Annotated in this window: 13 protein-coding genes; 7 read left to right on the plus strand and 6 right to left on the minus strand. The window is 65.5% G+C overall.

Features of this window, described 5'->3' with window-relative positions:
• Positions 1-128 precede the first annotated feature (128 nt).
• The 3 genes from AC6H42_RS25630 to AC6H42_RS25640 are packed head-to-tail and all read right to left on the minus strand — an operon-like array spanning position 129 to position 6,502.
• On the minus strand, positions 129-3,029 hold the full coding sequence (locus tag AC6H42_RS25630) for a glycosyl hydrolase (RefSeq protein ID WP_497549262.1): 2,901 nt from the start codon (positions 3,027-3,029) through the stop codon (positions 129-131).
• Between the two features lie 21 nt (positions 3,030-3,050).
• Positions 3,051-4,346: an L-rhamnose catabolism isomerase gene (rhaI, locus tag AC6H42_RS25635; protein WP_057156553.1), complete on the minus strand. Its 1,296-nt coding sequence runs from the start codon at positions 4,344-4,346 to the stop codon at positions 3,051-3,053.
• A 56-nt stretch (positions 4,347-4,402) separates the two neighbouring features.
• Positions 4,403-6,502 carry a bifunctional rhamnulose-1-phosphate aldolase/short-chain dehydrogenase gene (locus AC6H42_RS25640; RefSeq protein ID WP_497549263.1) on the minus strand — a complete coding sequence of 700 codons (2,100 nt, stop codon included), beginning with the start codon at positions 6,500-6,502 and terminating at the stop codon, positions 4,403-4,405.
• A gap of 315 nt (positions 6,503-6,817) precedes the next feature.
• Between AC6H42_RS25640 and AC6H42_RS25645 the strand changes: the two genes are divergently transcribed.
• From AC6H42_RS25645 to AC6H42_RS25670, 6 genes are read left to right on the plus strand one after another with little or no spacing between them, the layout of a single operon-like run.
• Positions 6,818-7,684: a DeoR/GlpR family DNA-binding transcription regulator gene (locus AC6H42_RS25645; RefSeq protein ID WP_057156551.1), complete on the plus strand. Its 867-nt coding sequence runs from the start codon at positions 6,818-6,820 to the stop codon at positions 7,682-7,684.
• Entirely contained in the window at positions 7,681-8,685 is a 1,005-nt protein-coding gene (rhaS, locus tag AC6H42_RS25650; RefSeq protein WP_057156550.1) for a rhamnose ABC transporter substrate-binding protein, read from the plus strand. Before AC6H42_RS25645 ends, rhaS begins: the two co-directional genes overlap by 4 nt.
• Positions 8,686-8,697: 12 nt before the next feature.
• Positions 8,698-10,323: a sugar ABC transporter ATP-binding protein gene (locus AC6H42_RS25655; protein WP_497549264.1), complete on the plus strand. Its 1,626-nt coding sequence runs from the start codon at positions 8,698-8,700 to the stop codon at positions 10,321-10,323.
• Positions 10,320-11,336, plus strand: a complete 1,017-nt coding sequence (locus AC6H42_RS25660) for an ABC transporter permease (protein WP_057156549.1) — start codon at positions 10,320-10,322, stop codon at positions 11,334-11,336. The genes AC6H42_RS25655 and AC6H42_RS25660 overlap by 4 nt, the downstream gene beginning before the upstream one ends.
• Positions 11,333-12,358, plus strand: a complete 1,026-nt coding sequence (locus AC6H42_RS25665; protein WP_057156548.1) for an ABC transporter permease — start codon at positions 11,333-11,335, stop codon at positions 12,356-12,358. Before AC6H42_RS25660 ends, AC6H42_RS25665 begins: the two co-directional genes overlap by 4 nt.
• Positions 12,355-13,749 carry an FGGY-family carbohydrate kinase gene (locus AC6H42_RS25670; RefSeq protein ID WP_057156547.1) on the plus strand — a complete coding sequence of 465 codons (1,395 nt, stop codon included), beginning with the start codon at positions 12,355-12,357 and terminating at the stop codon, positions 13,747-13,749. Before AC6H42_RS25665 ends, AC6H42_RS25670 begins: the two co-directional genes overlap by 4 nt.
• Positions 13,750-13,758: 9 nt before the next feature.
• On the opposite strand, the gene AC6H42_RS25675 is transcribed toward AC6H42_RS25670, so the two are convergent.
• The 3 genes from AC6H42_RS25675 to AC6H42_RS25685 form a co-directional block, all read right to left on the minus strand.
• Positions 13,759-14,232 (minus strand): VOC family protein, encoded by a 474-nt coding sequence (locus AC6H42_RS25675; protein WP_057156546.1) that lies wholly within the window; start codon positions 14,230-14,232, stop codon positions 13,759-13,761.
• 145 nt (positions 14,233-14,377) lie between these two features.
• Complete coding sequence (locus AC6H42_RS25680; protein ID WP_082551939.1) at positions 14,378-16,357, minus strand: family 43 glycosylhydrolase; 1,980 nt, start codon at positions 16,355-16,357, stop codon at positions 14,378-14,380.
• Between the two features lie 423 nt (positions 16,358-16,780).
• Positions 16,781-18,517, minus strand: coding sequence for a methyl-accepting chemotaxis protein (locus tag AC6H42_RS25685; protein ID WP_497549265.1), 1,737 nt, complete (start codon positions 18,515-18,517; stop codon positions 16,781-16,783).
• A 283-nt stretch (positions 18,518-18,800) separates the two neighbouring features.
• On the opposite strand from AC6H42_RS25685, the gene AC6H42_RS25690 reads away from it, so the two are divergent.
• A complete protein-coding gene (locus tag AC6H42_RS25690; RefSeq protein ID WP_057156764.1) occupies positions 18,801-19,241 on the plus strand; it encodes a hypothetical protein in 441 nt (146 codons plus the stop codon).
• The last annotated feature ends 1 nt before the right edge of the window (position 19,242 follow it).

The raw sequence follows: 19,242 nt of genomic DNA on the forward strand, positions 1-19,242 counted from the left end.
GTCGCCCTTGGCGCCGTATTTGTCCACACTATAGTCCTTGGCGCTGGCGGCCGGCATGGCCAGCGCCATGACCGCTGCCAACCCGGCCGCCAGCGCGGCGCGTATCCAGTTTGTCTGCATGATGCTCCTCATTTGATTTGCTCTGACAGCAGGAGCACGGGGCCGAGCATGCCGGATGGCCTGGGCTCGATCAGGTGGGTGTCCTGCGGGACGAAGCGCTGCCCGTAGCGGGCGGACAGCAGACGGTAGTCGGGGCGTTCCTGGCCGGCGAGGCCGTTCAGCGCGAGATTGGCGACGCGCACTTCGATGCGATTGCTGCCTGCTTTGAGCCATGGGGTGACATCGAGCTGGTACGGCGGCTTCCAGACCGAGCCGGCGCGCTGGCCGTTGATATAGACCACGGCGGCTTCACGCACGGGGCTTTCCAGCATAGCGCGCATACCTGCCGGGACCTTGGGCGTGCTTTCCAGCGGTGCGCCGGGGCCAAAGTCCAGCGTGACGCGCGAGCCTGCCTGCGGCGCTGCCGGCAGGTTCACGTCTTTCGTGTAGACGCCTTCGCCGGAGTAGTAGCGTTTCGCGGGGGTGTCGGTCCAGGAACGCAGCTCTGGCATGGCCTGCGGCTGGGCGCCGGGGAAAGCCAGCCGCCAGTCGCGGCTCAGGTCCGCCAGGAGCGCCGGCGCGCTCGCCGGCGTGGCGACGCCAGGCGCGCCGGCTGAACCGGCTGCGCGGGGCACGGTGGCCTGCGCCGTGTCGGACAGCACCAGCACGCGCGACTCGTAGGGCGCCAGGGTCAGCGCGAAGCCGGACTTCACGTCGGCCGGCGTGACTTTGCCGTCCTGCGGATCCCACCACGCGGCCGAGCGGCGCGTGTTAGCTAGCGTCGCGGTGGTGCGGACTTCCCGGTTGCTGGTATTGGCGATGAAGTAGATATCGCCGTCGGCCAGCTTGCGCCGGATGAAGCCGACGTCGGACTGATCCGTTGCCAGGCGCAGATCGCCCGGCAGCGCCTTCTTCAGCGCCGCGCCCACAGCGCCGTCGTCGCCCACCAACTGCGCCCGCGAACCGGAACCGAACATGAGATCCGATATGGCCGCGACCTTGGCGCTGAGGCGGGCGGCATCGGCATAGCCGGGCGCCAGGGACGGCTTGCTGCCGACCGCGATGATCTTGCCGCCGTTCCGCACGTAAGCATGCAGCCTGGCCAGCACGTCCGGCGCCAGCCTGGTTACGTGCGGCATGACGACCACGTCGTGCTTGATGTCCTGCGCCAGGATGGACTCGGCGTCGATATAGTCGAAATTATGGCCGCTGTCGAGAATCTGCTCCGTCAGCAGCGGCGTCACGTGCTTGTGCATTTCGGCCGACAGCGACACCTTGGCCGGCTTGAGTGCGGCGTAGACGTCGTCATTCGGCAGCAGCACGGCGACCCGGTTCGCCGGATGCCCCTGGCGCAGCAAATAGCTGGTGCGCTGCAGATAGGCGTTCACGTCCGGCATGACGCTCCACCATGGCTGGTGGTCGTTGAAGACGGCGGCGGCGTAAAAGGCATAGCCGGGTTCCTGCGCACCGGGCGGCGTATACGGCCAGCCATGGCCGACGAACTGGTTGACGCCCTGCAGCAGCATGCGGTCCGCTTCGACTTTCATGTCCAGCGGCGTGGCGCTGAAGGCAGGCGAGTTGAGCCAGGTCCAGGTCTCGGCGGAGATCACCGGACGGTTGTACAGGTGGCCGGCCGACGTGGCCAGCCGGGTGAACGAGAAGCTGCGGAACTGCGGTCCCTCGCCTTCCGGCAGCGCCACCAGGCGGTTGCTGGACATGGAGACGGCCGGCTCGCCGTAAGTCTGGGATCGGAACTGCGTGCGGTGGGCGGTGGCCCAGTCGTTCAGCGGGGTCAGGTAGCGTTCGTTGACCAGTTCCGTTTGCGTGAGCGCCCAGTCGCGGCGCAACGCGCCTGCGTCCGGCCCCTGCCCGCTGTAGACGGCAGGCAGGTGCGGCTTCAGGTCGTAGCCGCGGCGGCGCCGGAACTCGGACAGGAAATCGTCGGTCCAGTCGGTGCCGTAGACTTCCAGGCTATCCGAAAACACGGCGTAAGGCGGCCGGTCGCCGAAGGCCTTGAGCAGCGGCTCGGCGACAGCGTTCAGGTGGTGGTCGATGGCGGTGCGGCTCAGGTGGTCCAGTACGAAGCCTTCGGCGCCGAGCGCGGCGCGCTTGACTTGCTGGCCGGTGCGGCTGGCGATGTAGTACACGGCCACGCGGTCTTGCGCGGCCGGCGCGGCGGAGGCGCGCCCGGGGCCGGCCGATTGGGCGTCCGCAGGCCCGATCAGGCGCAGCTTGGTGGCGTCGTACTGCTTGTCTGTACCCTCGCCGATGAAGGCGGCCACCAGCTTTTCGCCGCTCATGACGGACGGCAGCGGCCATGATTCGGCATTGGCGGGGATGGCGACGGCAGCGACCCGCATGCGGCTTGCCGCTTCGGTGACCGGCACGTTGGGACCGCCGTATGGCCAGCCGCTGGCCAGCGTCATGTCCACGCGCAGCTTCTGCTCGTGCGCTTTCATGTTGACGAAGCCGAGCGCGTCGAGGAATTCGGGGGAAAGATAGGGAACGTTGCGGATGCCGCGCGCCGGGTCGTCCAGCTCCATCGGGTATACCGGCTGGATCTCGAAACCGCCGAAGCCGCCCGCCTTCATGGCCTGCATTTCGCGCTCGAGCTGCGATTTGACTACGTTGGGGCCGAACCACCACCAGCGCACCAAGGCTTTGGCGTCGTCCGGCGGGGCCGCCAGCCGTTCGGCAACGTCTGCCACGCGGTTGAACCGCACCGCCGCCGGCGGCACGTACGGCTTGGCGCCGCCAGCGGCACCGGGGGCAGCCGCCGCACTCGCGCCAGCCGCTGCGGCACCGGCGCCGGCCGAGGCAAGCGCGCCGCCGGCAGCCATGGCGGCCACTGCGGCAGCCGCCGCCGCAGCGAGCCATGTTGAGGAAATGTTACGCGTAGCCGCCGTCCTGCGCATGGTGCGCTTGCTCATCGATAGACTCCGGGCGAAGGCTTAGACGATGCCGCTGCTGCTGGCGCCTGCCTTTGCTGGACGTGCTTCGGCTGCCTTTTCGCGGTAGCCCGAAGCGCGGTAGCATGCCACCGGATCGATGGCGCCGCCGGAACGCACGCGGGCCATGGCCAGGATGGCACTGACGTCGGTGCGGTAGGCCTGTTTCAGCGCCTGCGCCGATTGCAGCGCGTCGTTGGCTTCCTGGTACTGCTTGAGCGCCGAGCGATCCACCAGCGCAGCCTGGACCGCTGCGCGCTGCACTTCAGCGGCGCTGTTCATCAGGCTTTCGATTGGATCGGTCACGTTGTGCGACTGGTCCAGCATGTAGGCCGGATTGAAGTTGGCGCCGTCGCGCTGCTCCGCGTCGGCCAGCTCGTTGAAGACCAGGAACAGCTGGAAGGGGTTGATGCTGCCCGAGTCCAGGTCGTCGTCGCCGTACTTGCTGTCGTTGAAATGGAAGCCGCCCAGCTTGCCGAACTGCGCCAGGCGCGCCACGATCATCTCGATATTGGTGTTGGGCGCGTGGTGGCCCAGGTCGACCAGGCATTTCGCCTTCGGGCCCAGTTGCTGCGCGCAGGCGAAGCTGGTGCCCCAGTCGGCGATGGTGGTGGCGTAGAACGCAGGCTCGAACAGCTTGTGCTCGATGTACATCTGCCAGTCGTCCGGCAGGGCCGCGTAAATGCCGCGCGCGCTGTCCAGGTAGCGTTCCAGCGCGCCGCGCAGGTTGTGCTGGCCGGGGAAGTTGGCGCCGTCGCCCACCCACACGGTCAGGCCTTTCGAGCCGAGCGCCTTGCCCAGTTCGATGCATTCGATATTGTGCGCAACCGCCTGCGCGCGGGTGGCCGCGTCCTGCGAGGTCAGGCTGCCGTACTTGTAGCTATGTTCCTGGCCCTGCTGGTCCTGGAAGGTGTTCGAGTTGACCGCGTCGAAGCCCAGGCCATAGCCTTCGGCCTGCTGGCGCAGCGCGCTCGGGTCGGTGGTCTTATCCCATGGGAAGTGCAGCGACACGCTCGGGGTGGCGCGCGTGAGCTGGTGGATCACGCCGCAGTCTTCCATTTTTTCGAACACGTTGCGCGGCTCGCCTTTGCCCGGGAAACGCGCGAAGCGGGTGCCGCCGGTGCCCACGCCCCAGCTCGGGAGCGCTACCGCGAAGCGTTGCGCGACGGCGGTCAGCTTCTCGATGTCCTGGCCACGGCGGGCCAGCACGCCGGCCAGCGCGTCGTAGTCGGCCTGCAGGTTAGCTTCCAGTTTTGCGTTGTGTTCGGCCACGCGGCCAGCGTCGATCAAAGTGCTCATTCCAGTCTCCATCTCTATTCTTTTTACGAAGCGGGCCGCGGCCCGCCCCCTGCATATTAACGCGTGAAGGCGGCCGCGTTGCCGGCGTCCACATTCAGGATGTTGCCGGTGCTCTTGCCTGCCTTGTCGCTGGCCAGGAAGTACACCGCTTCGGCGATATCTTCAGGCAGCACGCTCAGTTTCAGCATGCTGCGCTGGCGGTAGAAATCTTCCACGTCGTCCGCGCCGATTTTATTCGACTGAGCGCGTTCCTGCTTCCATTTCCCGTCCCAGATGCGGGAGCCGCGGATCACGGCGTCCGGGTTGACCACGTTGACGCGGATGCCGTGCGGCGCGCCTTCCAGCGCGATGCAGCGGGCCAGGTGGATTTCGGCAGCCTTGGCGGTGCAGTATGCCGATGCGCCGGCCGAGGCCACCAGGCCGTTCTTGGACGCCACGAACACCATGCTGCCACCCAGCTTCTGCTGCTTCATGATGCGGAACGCGGCGCGGCTGGCCAGGAAGTAGCCGGTCACCAGGATGTCCTGGTTGCGGTTCCAGATTTCCAGCGTGGTCTCGTCCAGCGGCGCCGACGAGGCGATGCCGGCGTTGGAGACCAGCAGGTCGATGCCGCCGAAACGCAGCGCCGAAGCGTTGATCACGTCCTCCACCGCCTGTTCGCTGGTGATGTTGGCGACGATGCTGCCCACGCTGTCCTTGCCTGCGGCCTTGGCCAGGTCTTTGTGGGCCTGTTCCAGTGCCTCGGCATCGATATCGGTCAGCATCACGCATGCGCCCTCTTGCAGCAGCTGGCGGGCAACCGCCTGGCCGATGCCGCCGGCGCCGCCGGTTACCAGCGCGATGCGGCCGGCCAGGCTTTTCGGCTTGGGCATGCGCTGCAGTTTCGCTTCTTCCAGCAGCCAGTATTCGATGTCGAACGCTTCCTGCTCCGGCAGGCCGACGTAGGTGTCCACGCCGTTCGCGCCGCGCATCACGTTGATGGCGTTGACGTAGAATTCGCCGGCGATGCGCGCGGTGGCCTTGTCCTTGGCGAACGACAGCATGCCCACGCCAGGAATCAGGTAGATGATCGGATTGGCGTCACGCACGGCTGGGCTGTTGTCATGCTTGCAGCGCTCGTGGTAGGCACGATAGTCGGCGCGGTAGGCTTCCAGCTGCGCGTCCAGGCCGGCCACCAGGCCGTCGAAGTCCGGCTTGGCCGGATCGAAATCGATCACGAAGGGACGGATCTTGGTGCGCAGGAAGTGGTCCGGGCAGGAAGTACCCAGCGCTGCCAGCGGCGCCAGGTCTTTGCTGCACACGAATTCCAGTACCGCGTCGCTGTCGTCGAAGTGGCCCAGCTTGTATTCGTCCTGGCTGATCTTGCCGCGCAGGACAGGCATCAGTTTGGCCGCCAGCGCGGAGCGTGCTTCGGCCGCCAGCGGCGTGGTGCCGGCGCCGCCGAACACGGGTTGCTTGACGTTCGCTGCCAGCCATTCCTCGGCGCGTTTGATGATGTTGAGCGTGGTTTCGTAGCAGCTCTTGGCGGTATCGCCCCAGGTGAACAGGCCGTGGCCCTCCAGGATGATGCCCTTCAGCTGCGGCTGCGATTTCGACAGCGCTTCCAGCTTCAGGCCGAGATCGTAGCCTGGACGCTGCCAAGGCAGCCAGCCCAGTTCGCCTTCGAAGATCTTGGCGGTCAGCGCTTCGCTGTTCTTGCACGCCGCGATGGCGATGCAGGAGTCCGGATGCATATGGTCGACATGCTTGCGGTCGATGTAGGCGTGCAGCGGGGTGTCGATACTGGCGGCGCGCGGATTCAGGTTGAAGGTGCAGTGCGGCAGGTAAGCCACCATCTCGTCTTCGAGCGCCAGGCCGCGGTAGCGCTGCTTGAGCGCCTGCAGCTTGTCCATGTACAGCGTGGAGAAGCCGTCCAGCTTGATGCTGCCCAGATCGCCGCCGGAACCTTTCACCCACAGCACTTCCACCTGTTCGCCGCTGAGCGGGTCGGCCATCATGACCTTGGCGGAGGTATTGCCGCCGCCGAAATTGGTAATGCGCAGGTCCGAACCCAACAGGTTGGAACGGTACAGCAGCAGTTCCGGCTCGCTCATGGCGGCGGCGGCGCTGTCATTCCATAGGGAAGCGATCGGTTCTTTCTGCTTCGGGTCTTTCATTTGCTGATCTCCGTTGTGGGGTATGTGTGACTTTTTGCCGTCAGGGCAACTGCAATCAGTAGAAATCAGCGGGGTATGGGGTGTCAATGCGGAAGCAATCAACATGATGACTAAGAACGAAATAATCATATCGTTGATTGAAACGTGCTCGCTATGCTGCAATGCGGCGGAAATAATCAAGTAGTTGAGCGAAGCCTGATTGACTGGTCAGGCCAAAATGATTAGTCTCTACGTTAATAAAGTGATCACCTGGCACCGCCGGCGGATAAAACCGGCGGGCGAACTTGAGTAGACACAAAATAAGAGGAGACAGAAATGGTAAATCACAAGCGCCGTAAACGTTTGTTGAAGCTGCTCGCCGAACATAATACGGCTAGCGTGCCTCAACTGGTCGAGTGGCTCAATGCCTCGCCTGCTACCGTCCGCAGGGACATCAGCTGGCTGGCCGGCCGCAATCTGCTCACCCGCACACGGGGTGGCGCAACCAATCTGCAACAGAAAAAGCGCGGTTTCCCGCTCACCAGCGAAACCTTCCAGAACAACATCCAGTGCTACGCCGAGCGCAAACGCGCCATCGCCCGCTACGCGGCCGGCATGTGCACCGAGGGCGAAACCATCATCATCAACGGTGGCACCACCACCTTCATGATGGCCGAGTTCCTGGTGGACCAGCACCTGAAGATCCTCACCAACTCCTTCCTCATGGCCGAGCGCCTGCTGGTATCGAGCGAGAACGAGATCATCCTCCCCGGCGGCAAGGTATACCGCGAGCAGAACGTGATCCTGAGCCCGTTCGACAACGACATCACCCAGCACCACTACGCGGCCAAGATGTTCATGAGCGTGTACGGCTTGTCGCTGCTGGGACTGATGGAGGCGGACCCGCTGCTGATCCAGGCCGAGAAGCGCCTGATCAGCCAGGCCGAAGAATTGATCGTTCTGGCCGACAGCTCCAAGTTCCAGAAGAAGGCCGGCCTGATCCTGTGCGGCTTGAACCGTGTGGCCACCGTCATCACCGACACCCACGCCTCCGATTCGGCAGTGCAGTTGATGGAGCAGTCGGGCATCCGCGTAGTGACCGTGGAGCCGGAAGCGATGCCGCCGCAAATCAATACCCCCAACTACAACCCGGCGTTCGACTATCAGACCGCGTCCATGTACCAATCGGAGATCTCGCATTGAAGCTCAAGAAACTCGCAATCGCGGCGCTGGCCGCCAGCATGCTCGTTGCCGTCGCAGGCTGTGAAAAAAAGCCCGAGAAGGTGCGCATCGCCATGGTGGTGAAGAGCCTGGGCAACGGCTTCTTCGACGCGGCCCACAGCGGCGCCAATGAAGCGGCCGCACAGCTGAAGGATGTGGAAATCATCTACACCGGCCCCACCACGCCGAGCGCTGAGGGCCAGATCGAGATCATCAACTCGCTGATCAGCCAGAAGGTCAGCGCCATCGTGATCTCGGCCAACGATCCGGATGCGCTGGTGCCGATCGCGAAGAAGGCCATGGCGCGCGGCATCAAGGTGATTTCCTTCGACAGCGGCCTGGCGCAGGAAGGCCGCCTGATGCAGCTCAATCCCTCGAACGCCAACCTGATCGGGCAGAAGCAGATCCAGATGGCCTCGGACGCCATCGGCGGCGCGGGCGAGATCGCCATCCTGTCGGCGTCGGCGCAGGCCACCAACCAGAATATCTGGATCAACGTGATGAAGAGCGAACTGGCCAAGCCGGAGTTCTCCAAGCTCAAACTGGTGGCCACCGTGTACGGCGACGACCAGTCGGACAAGAGCTACCGCGAAGCCATCGGCCTGCTGCGCAGCAATCCGAACCTGAAAGCCATCATCGCGCCGACCACCGTGGGCATCAACGCGGCCAGCAAGGCCGTGGTGGACGAGCACCTGGTGGGCAAGGTGTTCGTGACCGGCCTGGGACTGCCTTCCGAAATGGCCGGCCATGTCAAGACCGGGGCGGTGCGCGAGTTCGCCATCTGGAATCCGATCGACCTGGGTTACGCGGCCACCTACGCGGCGTATGACTTCGTCAAGGCTGCGCCGAACGCGAAGGCAGGCGGTTCCGTCTCGGCCGGCCGCATGGGCACCATCGCGATCGACGCGAACGGCGAGGCGGCTATGGGCGCCCCGTTCACCTATAACAAAGAGAACGTCGACAAGTTCTCCAAAATCTTCTGACGCGGACGTAGCATGCAACTCAATTTGTTAGTAGATGGCGGCCTGCCGTTGCAGGCGGGCGGCGCGGCGGTCACGGTGCCGGGAGCCGGCGCGGCGGCTGGCGCGCCCTCCAATACCGCCGCCCTGTCCGCGCCGGTGCTGGCGTTGACCGGCATCAGCAAACGCTTCGCCGGCATTGTCGCCCTGAACAAGGTAGCGCTATCCGTGCGCCCAGGGGAAGTGATGGCGCTGATCGGCGAGAACGGCGCCGGCAAATCAACCCTGGTCAAGACCCTGACCGGCATTTACCGGCCGGACGAAGGCACGATGGAACTGTGCGGCAAGCCGGTGACCTTCGCCAGCGCGCAGGAGGCCATGCGCGCCGGGATCACCGCGGTGCACCAGGAAACGGTGATGTTCGACGAACTGACCGTGGCCGAGAACATCTACGTCGGCCGCCAGCCGTGCAAGGGTGCGCTGGGCCGGGTCGACTGGCGCCTGATCGAGGCTGAAGCCGAGAAACTGTTCGAGCGCCTGGAGGTCTCCCTGCCGGTGCGCGCCAAGGTGAAAGACCTGAGCGTGGCGCAGCGCCACTTCGTGGAGATCGCGCGCGCCCTGTCGCAGGATGCGCGCGTGGTCATCATGGACGAGCCGACCGCTTCGCTGTCGCAGCGCGAGATCCAGGAGCTGTACCGCATCATCGCCCAGCTGCGCGCGGCGGGCACCGCCGTCATCTTCATTTCGCACAAGTTCGACGAGATTTTCGCCGTGGCGGACCGCTACACCGTGCTGCGCGACGGCCAGTTCATCGCCGAAGGCGCACTGTGCGACATCACCGAACCGAAACTGGTGGCGCTGATGGTAGGCCGCGCGGTGCACCAGGCCTATCCCAAGGCCGACGTGGCCCCCGGCCCGGTGCTGCTGGAGGTGGACTCGTTCTGCCACCCCACCGAGTTCGAGAACGTCAGCTTCACGCTGCGCCAGGGCGAGATCCTGGGCTTCTACGGCCTGGTCGGCGCCGGCCGCTCCGAAGTGATGCAGGCGCTGTTCGGCCTGAGCACGGGCGTGCGCGGCGCGGTCAAGCTGGGCGGGCGGCAAGTGCGCATCACCTGCCCAGCCGACGCCATCGCCAATGGCATCGCCTACGTGCCGGAAGACCGCCAGCACCAGGGCGCGCACCTGTCGCTGCCCATCCTGCATAACATCACCCTGCCCATCCTCGACAAGGTGGGCTTCCTGCTGCGCGGCCGCCGCGCCAAGGAAAACACCATCGCGCGCCACTTCAGCGAACAGCTGGAACTGAAGGCCAGCCACCTGACGCAGCTGGTGTCGGAACTGTCCGGCGGCAACCAGCAGAAAGTGGTGCTGGGCAAATGGCTGGCCACCAATCCACGCGTGATCATCCTGGACGAGCCGACCAAGGGCATCGACATCGGCTCCAAGGCCGCCGTACACAAGTTCGTCAGCGAACTGGTCGGCAAGGGCCTGTCGGTGATCCTGGTGTCGTCCGAACTGCCGGAGGTGCTCGGGCTGGCTGACCGCGTAGTGGTCATGCACCAGGGGCACATTACCAATGTATTCGAGCGGGCCGAGGCCACGCCAGAGAAAGTGGTGGCGGCGGCTTCGGGCTGCGCGCTGCCGGTAGAGGAATGCGCATGAACGCACTGAAAAGCGTACTGAAACAAAGGGAGGCGCTGCTGGCGCTGATGATAGTCGGCCTGATCCTGCTGGTCGGCCTGCGCGCGCCGGTGTTCCTGAGCGGCGCCAGCCTGGCCGGCCTGCTCACCGACAGCACCTTGCTGGTCATGCTGGCGCTGGCGCAAATGCTGGTGATCGTCACGCGCGGGGTGGACCTGTCGGTGGCGTCCAACCTGGCCTTGTCGGGCATGATGTCCGCGCTGCTGGCGGCGCGCTACCCGGAACTGCCGCTGGTGCTGGTGGTGCTGTCCGCCGTGGCCATCGGGCTGGTGCTGGGACTGATCAACGGCTGGCTGATCGGCTACCTGCAACTGCCGCCCATCGTCGTCACGCTGGGCACCATGAGCGTCTACCGGGGCATGGTGTTCGTGCTGTCCGGCGGCGCCTGGGTATCGTCGCACCAGATGCCGCCCGGCTTCATCGCCTTCCCGCTGGCGCGCCTGTTCGGCATCAGCCACCTGGTCTGGATCGCAGCGGCCACTGTTCTGGCGGCCCTGTTCATTGCCCGCCACAGCCGCTTCGGCCGCGACCTGTACGCAGTCGGCAACGAGCCGGCGTCGGCGCGCTACGTCGGCATCCCGATCGCGCGCCGCCTGCTGTGGACTTACGGCCTGTCGGGACTGATGGCCGGGTTGTGCGGCTACCTGTGGGTGGCGCGCTACGCGGTGGCCTATACGGAAATTGCCTATGGCTTCGAGTTCACGGTGATTGCCGCCTGCGTTATCGGTGGCATCAGCATCGCCGGCGGGACCGGCACGGTGGCGGGCGCGGTGCTCGGCGCGCTGTTCCTGGCGGTGATCGGAAACGCGCTGCCGGTGCTCAAAGTGTCGCCGTTCTGGCAAAGCGCGCTGACCGGCATCGTCATCCTGACCGCCGTCATGATCAACGCACGCGGCAACAAGAGCGCCGGCCGCCAGATCCTGCCGCTGCATCTCGTTAAACCTGCTCAACCTGCCACTGGGAGTGCCGCGTGAATCCTGCGCCTGTTTCTTCTACATCCACGTCCGCGTCCACCTCGCGCTACGTCATCCAGGACCGTCCCGGCTTCCGCCTAAGTGCGGCGCTGGGCCGCTGGGAGAGCCTGCTGGCCTTGCTGCTGCTGGCGTCCTTCGTGGTCTGCGGCATCGTGCTGCCGAACTTCCTGGACCCTTACAACCTGGCCGACGGCACCTTCAACTTCAGCGAGAAGGCCCTGATCGCCCTGCCGATGGCGCTGCTGATCATCTGCCGCGAGATCGACATTTCCGTGGCCGGTACGCTGGCGCTGTCGTCGGTGGCCATGGGCTACGCCAAGTCCATCGGCCTGCCTCCCGAAAGCCTGCTGTTCGTGGCGCTGGCCACTGGCACCGCGTGCGGCTGGCTAAACGGATGGCTGGTGACGCGCTGGGCGCTGCCTTCCATCGTCGTCACCATCGGCACCGTCTCGCTGTTCCGCGGCCTGGCCAGCGTGGTGCTGGGCGACCAGGCCTACACCGGCTACCCGCAGATCATGATGGACTGGGGCCAGGGCTACTTCTTCGACTTCATCCCGCGCGAGTTCGTGGTGCTGCTGGTGTTCGCCGCCCTCTTCGCATTCGTGCTGCACGCGACGACCTGGGGCCGCCGCATCTACGCCATCGGCAACAACCCGGTGGCGGCACGCTTCTCCGGCATCCCGGTGGAACGCTACCGCCTGGTGCTGTTTATGGTGGCAGGCGCCATGGCCGGCCTGGCGGCCTACCTGCTGACCGGCCGCATCGGCAGCACGCGTCCCAACATCGCCATGGGCTGGGAACTGGAAGTGATCACCATGGTGATCCTGGGTGGCGTCAGCATCGCCGGCGGCGCCGGCACCATCGGCGGCGTGCTGCTGGCGGTGCTCACGCTGGGCACCGTGACGTACGGCCTGTCGCTGGCCAACATTCCCGGCATCTACATGACCATCGTGGTCGGCATCCTGCTGCTGGTGACCATCGCCCTGCCACGCCTGCTGCGCGGCCGCAAGGTGGCCAAATGACGCAATCCAATCCAGCCACCATCGTCCTCGACATCGGCAAGACCAACGTCAAGCTGGCGCTGATCGATGGCGGCGGCCGCACCCTGGCCGAACAGCGCAGCCCGAACGCCATCGTCATGGACGGGCTCTATCCGCACCACGACACCGAGCGGATCTGGACCTGGATGCTGGACGCCATGCGGGCATTTGCGCAGTTGGCGCAAGTGGCCGCGATCGTGCCCGTCACCCACGGCGCCACGGCGGCGCTGGTGGACGACGACGGCCTGGTGCTGCCGGTGCTTGACTACGAGTTCGGGCTGCCGCCGTCGCAGGACGCGGCCTACCGCGCGCTGCGCCCATCTTATGCGTCCAGCTATTCTCCCCTGCTGCCCGCCGGCCTGAACCTGGGACGCCAGCTGGCCTGGCAGGCGCACGCCTATCCCGAGCAATTCGCGCGCGCGCGCCACATCCTCATGTATCCGCAATACTGGGCGTGGCGCCTGAGCGGCGTGCCAGCCAGCGAAGTGACCTCGCTCGGCTGCCACACCGATTTGTGGCAGCCGGCACGGCAGCAGTATTCCGCACTGGTGGAGCGCATGGGCTGGAGCGGCCTGTTTCCTGCGCTGCAGCCAGCCTGGGCGCCGCTCGGCGCACTGAAGCGGGAACTGGCGGCGCAAACCGGCCTGCCGGCGGACTGCCAGGTGATCTGCGGCATCCACGACAGCAACGCCTCGCTGCTGCGCCATCTGAACGGCGCGGGTCCGCGCACCGTGCTGTCGACCGGAACCTGGGTGATCGCCGCCGCCATCGGCATGCCCCTGGACGGCTTGCGGGAGGCCGACGACATGCTGGCCAACAGCAACGCGCTGGGCGAGCCGGTGGCCTGCATGCGCTTCATGGGCGGGCGCGAGTTCGCCGAACTGGCCGGGCCGGCGCCAGAACCGTGCTCGGTGGACGATCTGCAGCGGCTGATATCGCAAGGAAGCATGGCGCTGCCGTGCTTCGCCGCTGCAGGCGGCCCGTTCGGCGGCCGGGCGGGCGCCATTGCCGGACCGGCGCCGCAGACAGCGCAAGAGCGCTATGCGCTGGCCACGCTGTATTGCGTACTGATGAGCGACTATTGCCTGTCAGCGCTGAACGCGGCGCAAGGCGATGTGGTGGTGGAAGGCAGTTATACCGGCAACCCGCATTTCGCGCCGCTGCTGGCGGCACTGCGGCCCGGGCAGGCGGTCGGCTGTTCCGACGACGCCAGCGGCACGACCTGCGGCGCATGGATGCTGGCGCATTGGACCGCCGCCGGCCGGGACGGCGACGGCGTAATCGGCACCGGCAGCACGCCCCCGGCAGCCGCCAAAGCGCTCACGCTGGACGGTTGGACAGAGTACCGCGCACGCTGGCTGGCGGCACTGTAAGCACGGGATCTATCCGCGAACGGCTGCCTCGATTCGGGCGACATCGATCTTCCGCATCGTCATCATCGAATCGAAGGCGCGCTTGGCCACCTCGCCACCCTGAGCCATGGCGTCGGTCAGCACGCGCGGGGTGATCTGCCACGACAGGCCCCATTTATCCTTGCACCAGCCGCAGGCGCTCTCCTGCCCGCCGTTACCGACGATGGCGTTCCAATAGCGGTCGGTCTCTTCCTGGTCGTCGGTGGCGATCTGGAACGAGAACGCCTCGCTTTGCGTAAAGGCCTTGCCGCCGTTGAGTCCCAGGCACGGCACGCCGCAGACGTTGAACTCCACCGTCAGCACCTGTCCTGCCTGCCCGCCCGGAAAATCCCCCGGCGCGCGGTGCACGGCGCCAACCGAGCTGTCCGGAAAGACGCTGGCGTAAAAGTTCGCGGCGTCTTCCGCGTCCCGGTCGTACCACAGGCAAATCGTGTTCTTTGGCATTTGTCGTTCCTTAGAAAATAGTCAGTCGAAGTACCCGGATCAGCCTTGCCAGCATAGCAAAAAAAGCCGCGACATGGCGTTGGCCAGCATCGCGGAGAACGCCCCGCATTGAACGTGCGGGGGGCGGGAGCTCGTACCCCCGGCGCTAAGGCGCCGGCGCTTTCAGCAGGATATGCGTCGGCTTGTCGCGTTCGGCGCGCAGCACGCCGTTGGATTCGGCCAGCTCAACTACCTGGATCGCGCTGCGGCGCTGTTCGGGGCCGTCGAGCCTGGCGTCCGCGCCGCGCCGGCCTGGATGGGTAAAGTAGAACAGGTAGGCCCGTTCCTCGGTGACCACCACGTCCGCGTGGCCGCCCATCACCTGGTCGTCGGCGCCCTGCCCGGCAACTTGCAGCAAATTGTCCGGCTGGCGCTTCCAGTTCACGGCATCGTCCGAGCGGTACACGCCCAGGCCTTGCCACACGTCGGTGATCATCCACCAAGAGCCGCGCCACTGGAATACCTTGGGCCCCTCGCCGCCCTGGTCGCCGACGGCGCGGCCACGGTCGGTCCAAGTCGCCAGATCCTTGCTGTCCGCGTAGTAGATGGCCTTCTTGTCGGTTTCATTGTTGTACCACATGCGCCATCCGCCGCCTGGCATGCGCGACACGCACGCGTCGATTATGCGGTCGGACGCCAGCTTGATCAGCTCCGGCCTGCGCCAGTTGCGCATGTCGGTGCTGGTCAGGTGCACCATGTGGCGCGGGTGCTTCCAGTCGGTGAACACGCCCGGCACCACGGTCAGGTACATGTGGTAGACACCGTCATCGCCCTGCACGATCTCTGGCGCCCAGTGCGTGGCGTCCTTGCCGCCCAATTCAGGCGGCAGCTCAATATCCGCCGTGCCCGTGTAGGTCCAGGTGGCGCCCGCGTCCTCCGACTCGGCGATGCCGATGCGGGTGCCGTGCACCCAGGTGACACCGGACAGGCCGGGAGATTTGGCGCGACGGTTGGTGTAGTACATCCACCATTTGCCGCGCGCCGCATTCCAGATCACCACCGGGTCGGCCGCGCCATCCTCCACCGGATCGCGGAACAGCGGCTTGGCCGCCACCCTGGCCTGGTCGGCCACCGGCTCGCCGAAGTCGGGCGTGCCGTCTGGATGCCAGCGCAGCACTTGCGCGCGGGTGTGCCGGTTCTGGTCGCGCAGCGGATCGCCCTTGATGTCGCGGTAATTGCGCGCGTGGTAGACCAGCAGGTCGTTCTTGCCGTCCGGCGTGGTGGTGAAGGAGTTGTGGCCCGGCCCGTACTGGCCGTTGGCGCTCTTGAACACCGGCACCGGCGATTTGCGCCACGAGGCGCTGTCCAGCAGGTTGGCGTCCACCGGCGCGCTCAGCAAGCCCAGCGCGTAGTTGGCGTCGGTGGCGCTGGCCGAATAGGTCAGGAACACGCGGCCGTTGCGCACCAGCGCAGAAGGCGCTTCGTTGACGTCGTGCTTGACCTTCTCCCAAGCGTACTGGGGATGCGACAGCATGGTGGCCGGGCCCTTGATCGACAGCGGCGTATCCATCTCGGCCAGGTAGATATTGGTGCCCTGGTATGCCGGCTCGGCGCCGCGCTGCGTCCATGCCAGGTAGCGCTTGCCGCCCAGCGCGAAGGTGGTGGCGTCCAGCGCAAAGCTTTCCCAGCCGGTTTTCAGCTGGCCGCGTTCCACCCACTCGCCCTGCAGCGGGTCCGGCGAGCTGTTCTCCAGCACATACAGGCGGATTTCCCAATGCGCGTCGGCGCGGCCGGCAGTGAAGTAGATATACCACTTGCCGTCGATGCGGTGCAGCTCCGGCGCCCAGATGTGGTAGCTCATCGGCCCGCTGGCGTGCTGGCGCCAGAGCACTTGCGCCTTTGCGCTGCCCAGTTCATCCAGCGTGCGCGCGCGGCGCAGTTCGATGCGGTCGTACTCCGGCACGGTGGCCGTGAAATAGTAGTAGCCGTCGCTGTGCAGCGTCACATGGGGATCGGCGCGCTGGCGCACCAGCGGGTTGCCGAACACGGGACCGGTAGCGGCAGCCGTCTCGGTGGTGGCCGCCGATGCCGCTGGCGGGAAGGCGATCAGTGCTGCGGCGGCGAGTAGTGTCAGTTGTGGAAGCATCAGTTTTAATCGATACGCGGAGGAAGTGGCGGCGGCCCGCGAAGGCGGCCAGTGCCCGGCCCTTCAGCTTCCCGCCCTGATTGTTAGCGATACCACAGCATTGTATCGGGACTGGAACCGCGCGTCGAGCGGCAACAGCTGCGCCCGTCGCGTCCTCGTGCGGAGCCGCGCTGCCCGCCCTTCCCTTTCTTTGCCGCCGGCTGTTGTCGGGCGGCGGCTTGATGTAGTTCTCAATCGACCCGGGAATGGACGGCGCCATGGCAACCGCTCCCACACTGCGAAGCGGCGCCGACAGATGTCGCAGGGCTGCAAGGTTGCGGCGGCGATCTCCGTTCTCCGGAGTACCGTGCAAGACCTGAAAAAAAAGCCGCGCCATTTCTGGCGCGGCCTGGTCAGCGGCTCACTGGCGCGAGCTGCCAGATATCAGAACTCTTCCCAGTCGCTGCTGGCAGGCTTGGCGTTGGCCAGCTTGGCCGGCGCTGCGCGCTTGGCTGCGGGCGCCGCAGGCGCGCGGGCCACGGCCGTGCCGATAGGGGCGACCTTGGCACGGTTGGCCGCCTGCCGGGCGGGTTGAGGCGCCGCGACAGCGCTGATCTTGAAGGCGGCCACCGCCTGCGACAATTCCTCGGCCTGGTCGCGCATCAGCTGCGCGGCGGCGGCCGTTTCTTCCACCAGCGACGCGTTCTCCTGCGTCACCTGGTCCATCTGCGTGATGGCCTGGTGCACCTGGGCGATACCCGCGTTCTGCTCGTCGGTCGCGGCGCTGATGGCGGCCACGATGTCCGTCACCTGGCGCACGCTGGTCACCACCTGGCTCATGGTGGCGCCTGCCTGCTCGACCAGCTTGGTGCCCGAACCGACCTTGTCCACCGAGTCCTCGATCAGCACCTTGATTTCCTTGGCCGCCGCCGCCGAGCGCTGCGCCAGGTTGCGCACTTCGGTTGCCACCACGGCAAAGCCGCGGCCCTGCTCACCGGCGCGCGCCGCTTCCACCGCAGCATTCAGCGCCAGAATGTTGGTCTGGAAGGCGATGCCGTCGATGACGCTGATGATGTCCACGATCTTGCGCGACGATTCGTTGATCGACGACATGGTCTCGGTCACCTGGTCGACCACGCTGCCGCCCTTCACCGCCACGTCCGATGCTGACAGCGCCAGCTGGTTGGCCTGGCGCGCGTTGTCCGCGTTCTGGCCGACGGTGGAGCTCAGTTCTTCCATGCTGGACGCGGTCTGCTCCAGCGCCGCCGCCTGCGCGGCGGTGCGCGAGGACAGATCGCCGGTCCCGGCCGCGATCTGCTGCGACGCCGAGCTGACCGTCTCGGTCGAGGTGCGCACCTTGCCGATCACGCCGCCGATATCGGCCAGCAGCTTGTTGAAGGCGACCGCCGTGTGCCCCACTTCGTCCATGCGCTCGACGCGCACCTGGTGCGTCAGGTCCAGCGATTGGCTCACATCCTCCAGCGTGCCCTGGATATTGCTCAAGCTCACGCTGATGATGCGGTACAGCTGGTAGCCCAGGAAGCCGGTCACCACCAGCGCGGCGACGATCACGCCCACCAGCAAGGTAAAGGCGGACTGGTAGGCGGCGATGGATTCGGCCCGCACCTTGTCGATTAGGGTATTGTTGTAGGCGATATGGTCGTCCAGCGCTTTCTTCACGCCGGCCGCGCCGATCGCCAGCGGCGAGCCGCCAACCAGGGTGGCGCGCACACCGTCCATGTCGCCCGCGTGCGAGGCTTCCAGGAAGGGCACCAGCGCCTTGCGGTAAGTGGCCATCGCTTCGCGGTCCGCTTCGACCATCTTGCGGTCGGTCTCGTCGGTGACGTTCTCTTTCTCGTACTTGGCCAGGATCTCGTCGAACTTGGCGTGCGCGTCGTTGTAGGCTTTGAGCAGCGAGGCTTTGTCCGGCATCTTGCATGGGTCCGGGCATTCGGCCGGCGCGGGCGCGGAAAACACGGACAGGCGATAACCGGCCAAGCGGCTGTCGGACACGGCATTCTTGGCCATGTTCAGGCCGGCGATGCTGGGAATCAGTTCTGTCTGCACGGTGTCGAGGCGGGCTTGCGCACGCTGCAGCTGCAGCACGCCGTTTCCGCCGACAAATAGCAGCGCCAGCAATGCCACTGACAGTGTCAGCATCAGGCGTTTGGTAATCGTCATGGTGATTCTTCTCTGAAGGTTTGATACGGGATGGTGACTATGGTGTGACTATCGTGTGACTATTATATTGCCATGAAGTGACTATCTTGTTACAAGGCAACTAGTTCCATTCCCATTGTAACTAGCGGGCCTGCTCTTGGCTATAATGCCGGGACCGCCGAACTGGCATTTATCAAGGACTGTTGGGATGACACATCACATAGCGGCGAAGGCGGTGAAAAAGGCGGCCGGAATCGCCGGCAATTTAACCTTTGCGGCAATCCTCTCGGTGCCCGCGGCCGCCATGGCCGGCGATGCGTATTCTTTCGAGCTAGTGGAAAGCAAGCCGCTGAGCGAACTATGGATCAACCCGGGCTTCTATTCCTACCATTTCGACCGCGAAAAGAATCTGAACGACCGCAATCCCGGCATCGGCGCGGAATACCGTTTCTCCACGGTCGCAGCAGCGACTGCGGGACGGTTCTATAATAGTGACCGCCAGTATTCCAATTACGCGGGCTTGTACTACCAGCCCTTTGCAATTGGTCCGGTGCGCCTGGGCGCGGTGGTCGGCGGCTTCAACGGCTATCCCAAGATGCGCGACGGCGGCTGGTTCCTTGCCGCCATTCCCGTCATGAGCTTCGAGTACCAGCGCGTGGGCGCCAATATCGCCGTCATCCCGCGCTACAAGGACAGGTTGCATGGGGCACTATCGATACAGCTGAAATTCAAACTGACCGACTGAC

The sequence above is a fragment of the Massilia sp. NBRC 108631 genome, assembly GCF_059704565.1.

What these genes read in the sequence shown, in the direction of transcription:
- AC6H42_RS25630 (WP_497549262.1), bottom strand. Translation starts at nt 3,029, where the DNA reads ATGAGCAAGCGCACCATGCGCAGGACGGCGGCTACGCGTAACATTTCC.
- rhaI (WP_057156553.1), bottom strand. Translation starts at nt 4,346, where the DNA reads ATGAGCACTTTGATCGACGCTGGCCGCGTGGCCGAACACAACGCAAAA.
- AC6H42_RS25640 (WP_497549263.1), bottom strand. Translation starts at nt 6,502, where the DNA reads ATGAAAGACCCGAAGCAGAAAGAACCGATCGCTTCCCTATGGAATGAC.
- AC6H42_RS25645 (WP_057156551.1), top strand. Translation starts at nt 6,818, where the DNA reads ATGGTAAATCACAAGCGCCGTAAACGTTTGTTGAAGCTGCTCGCCGAA.
- AC6H42_RS25655 (WP_497549264.1), top strand. Translation starts at nt 8,698, where the DNA reads ATGCAACTCAATTTGTTAGTAGATGGCGGCCTGCCGTTGCAGGCGGGC.
- AC6H42_RS25660 (WP_057156549.1), top strand. Translation starts at nt 10,320, where the DNA reads ATGAACGCACTGAAAAGCGTACTGAAACAAAGGGAGGCGCTGCTGGCG.
- AC6H42_RS25670 (WP_057156547.1), top strand. Translation starts at nt 12,355, where the DNA reads ATGACGCAATCCAATCCAGCCACCATCGTCCTCGACATCGGCAAGACC.
- AC6H42_RS25675 (WP_057156546.1), bottom strand. Translation starts at nt 14,232, where the DNA reads ATGCCAAAGAACACGATTTGCCTGTGGTACGACCGGGACGCGGAAGAC.
- AC6H42_RS25680 (WP_082551939.1), bottom strand. Translation starts at nt 16,357, where the DNA reads ATGCTTCCACAACTGACACTACTCGCCGCCGCAGCACTGATCGCCTTC.
- AC6H42_RS25685 (WP_497549265.1), bottom strand. Translation starts at nt 18,517, where the DNA reads ATGACGATTACCAAACGCCTGATGCTGACACTGTCAGTGGCATTGCTG.
- AC6H42_RS25690 (WP_057156764.1), top strand. Translation starts at nt 18,801, where the DNA reads ATGGCCGGCGATGCGTATTCTTTCGAGCTAGTGGAAAGCAAGCCGCTG.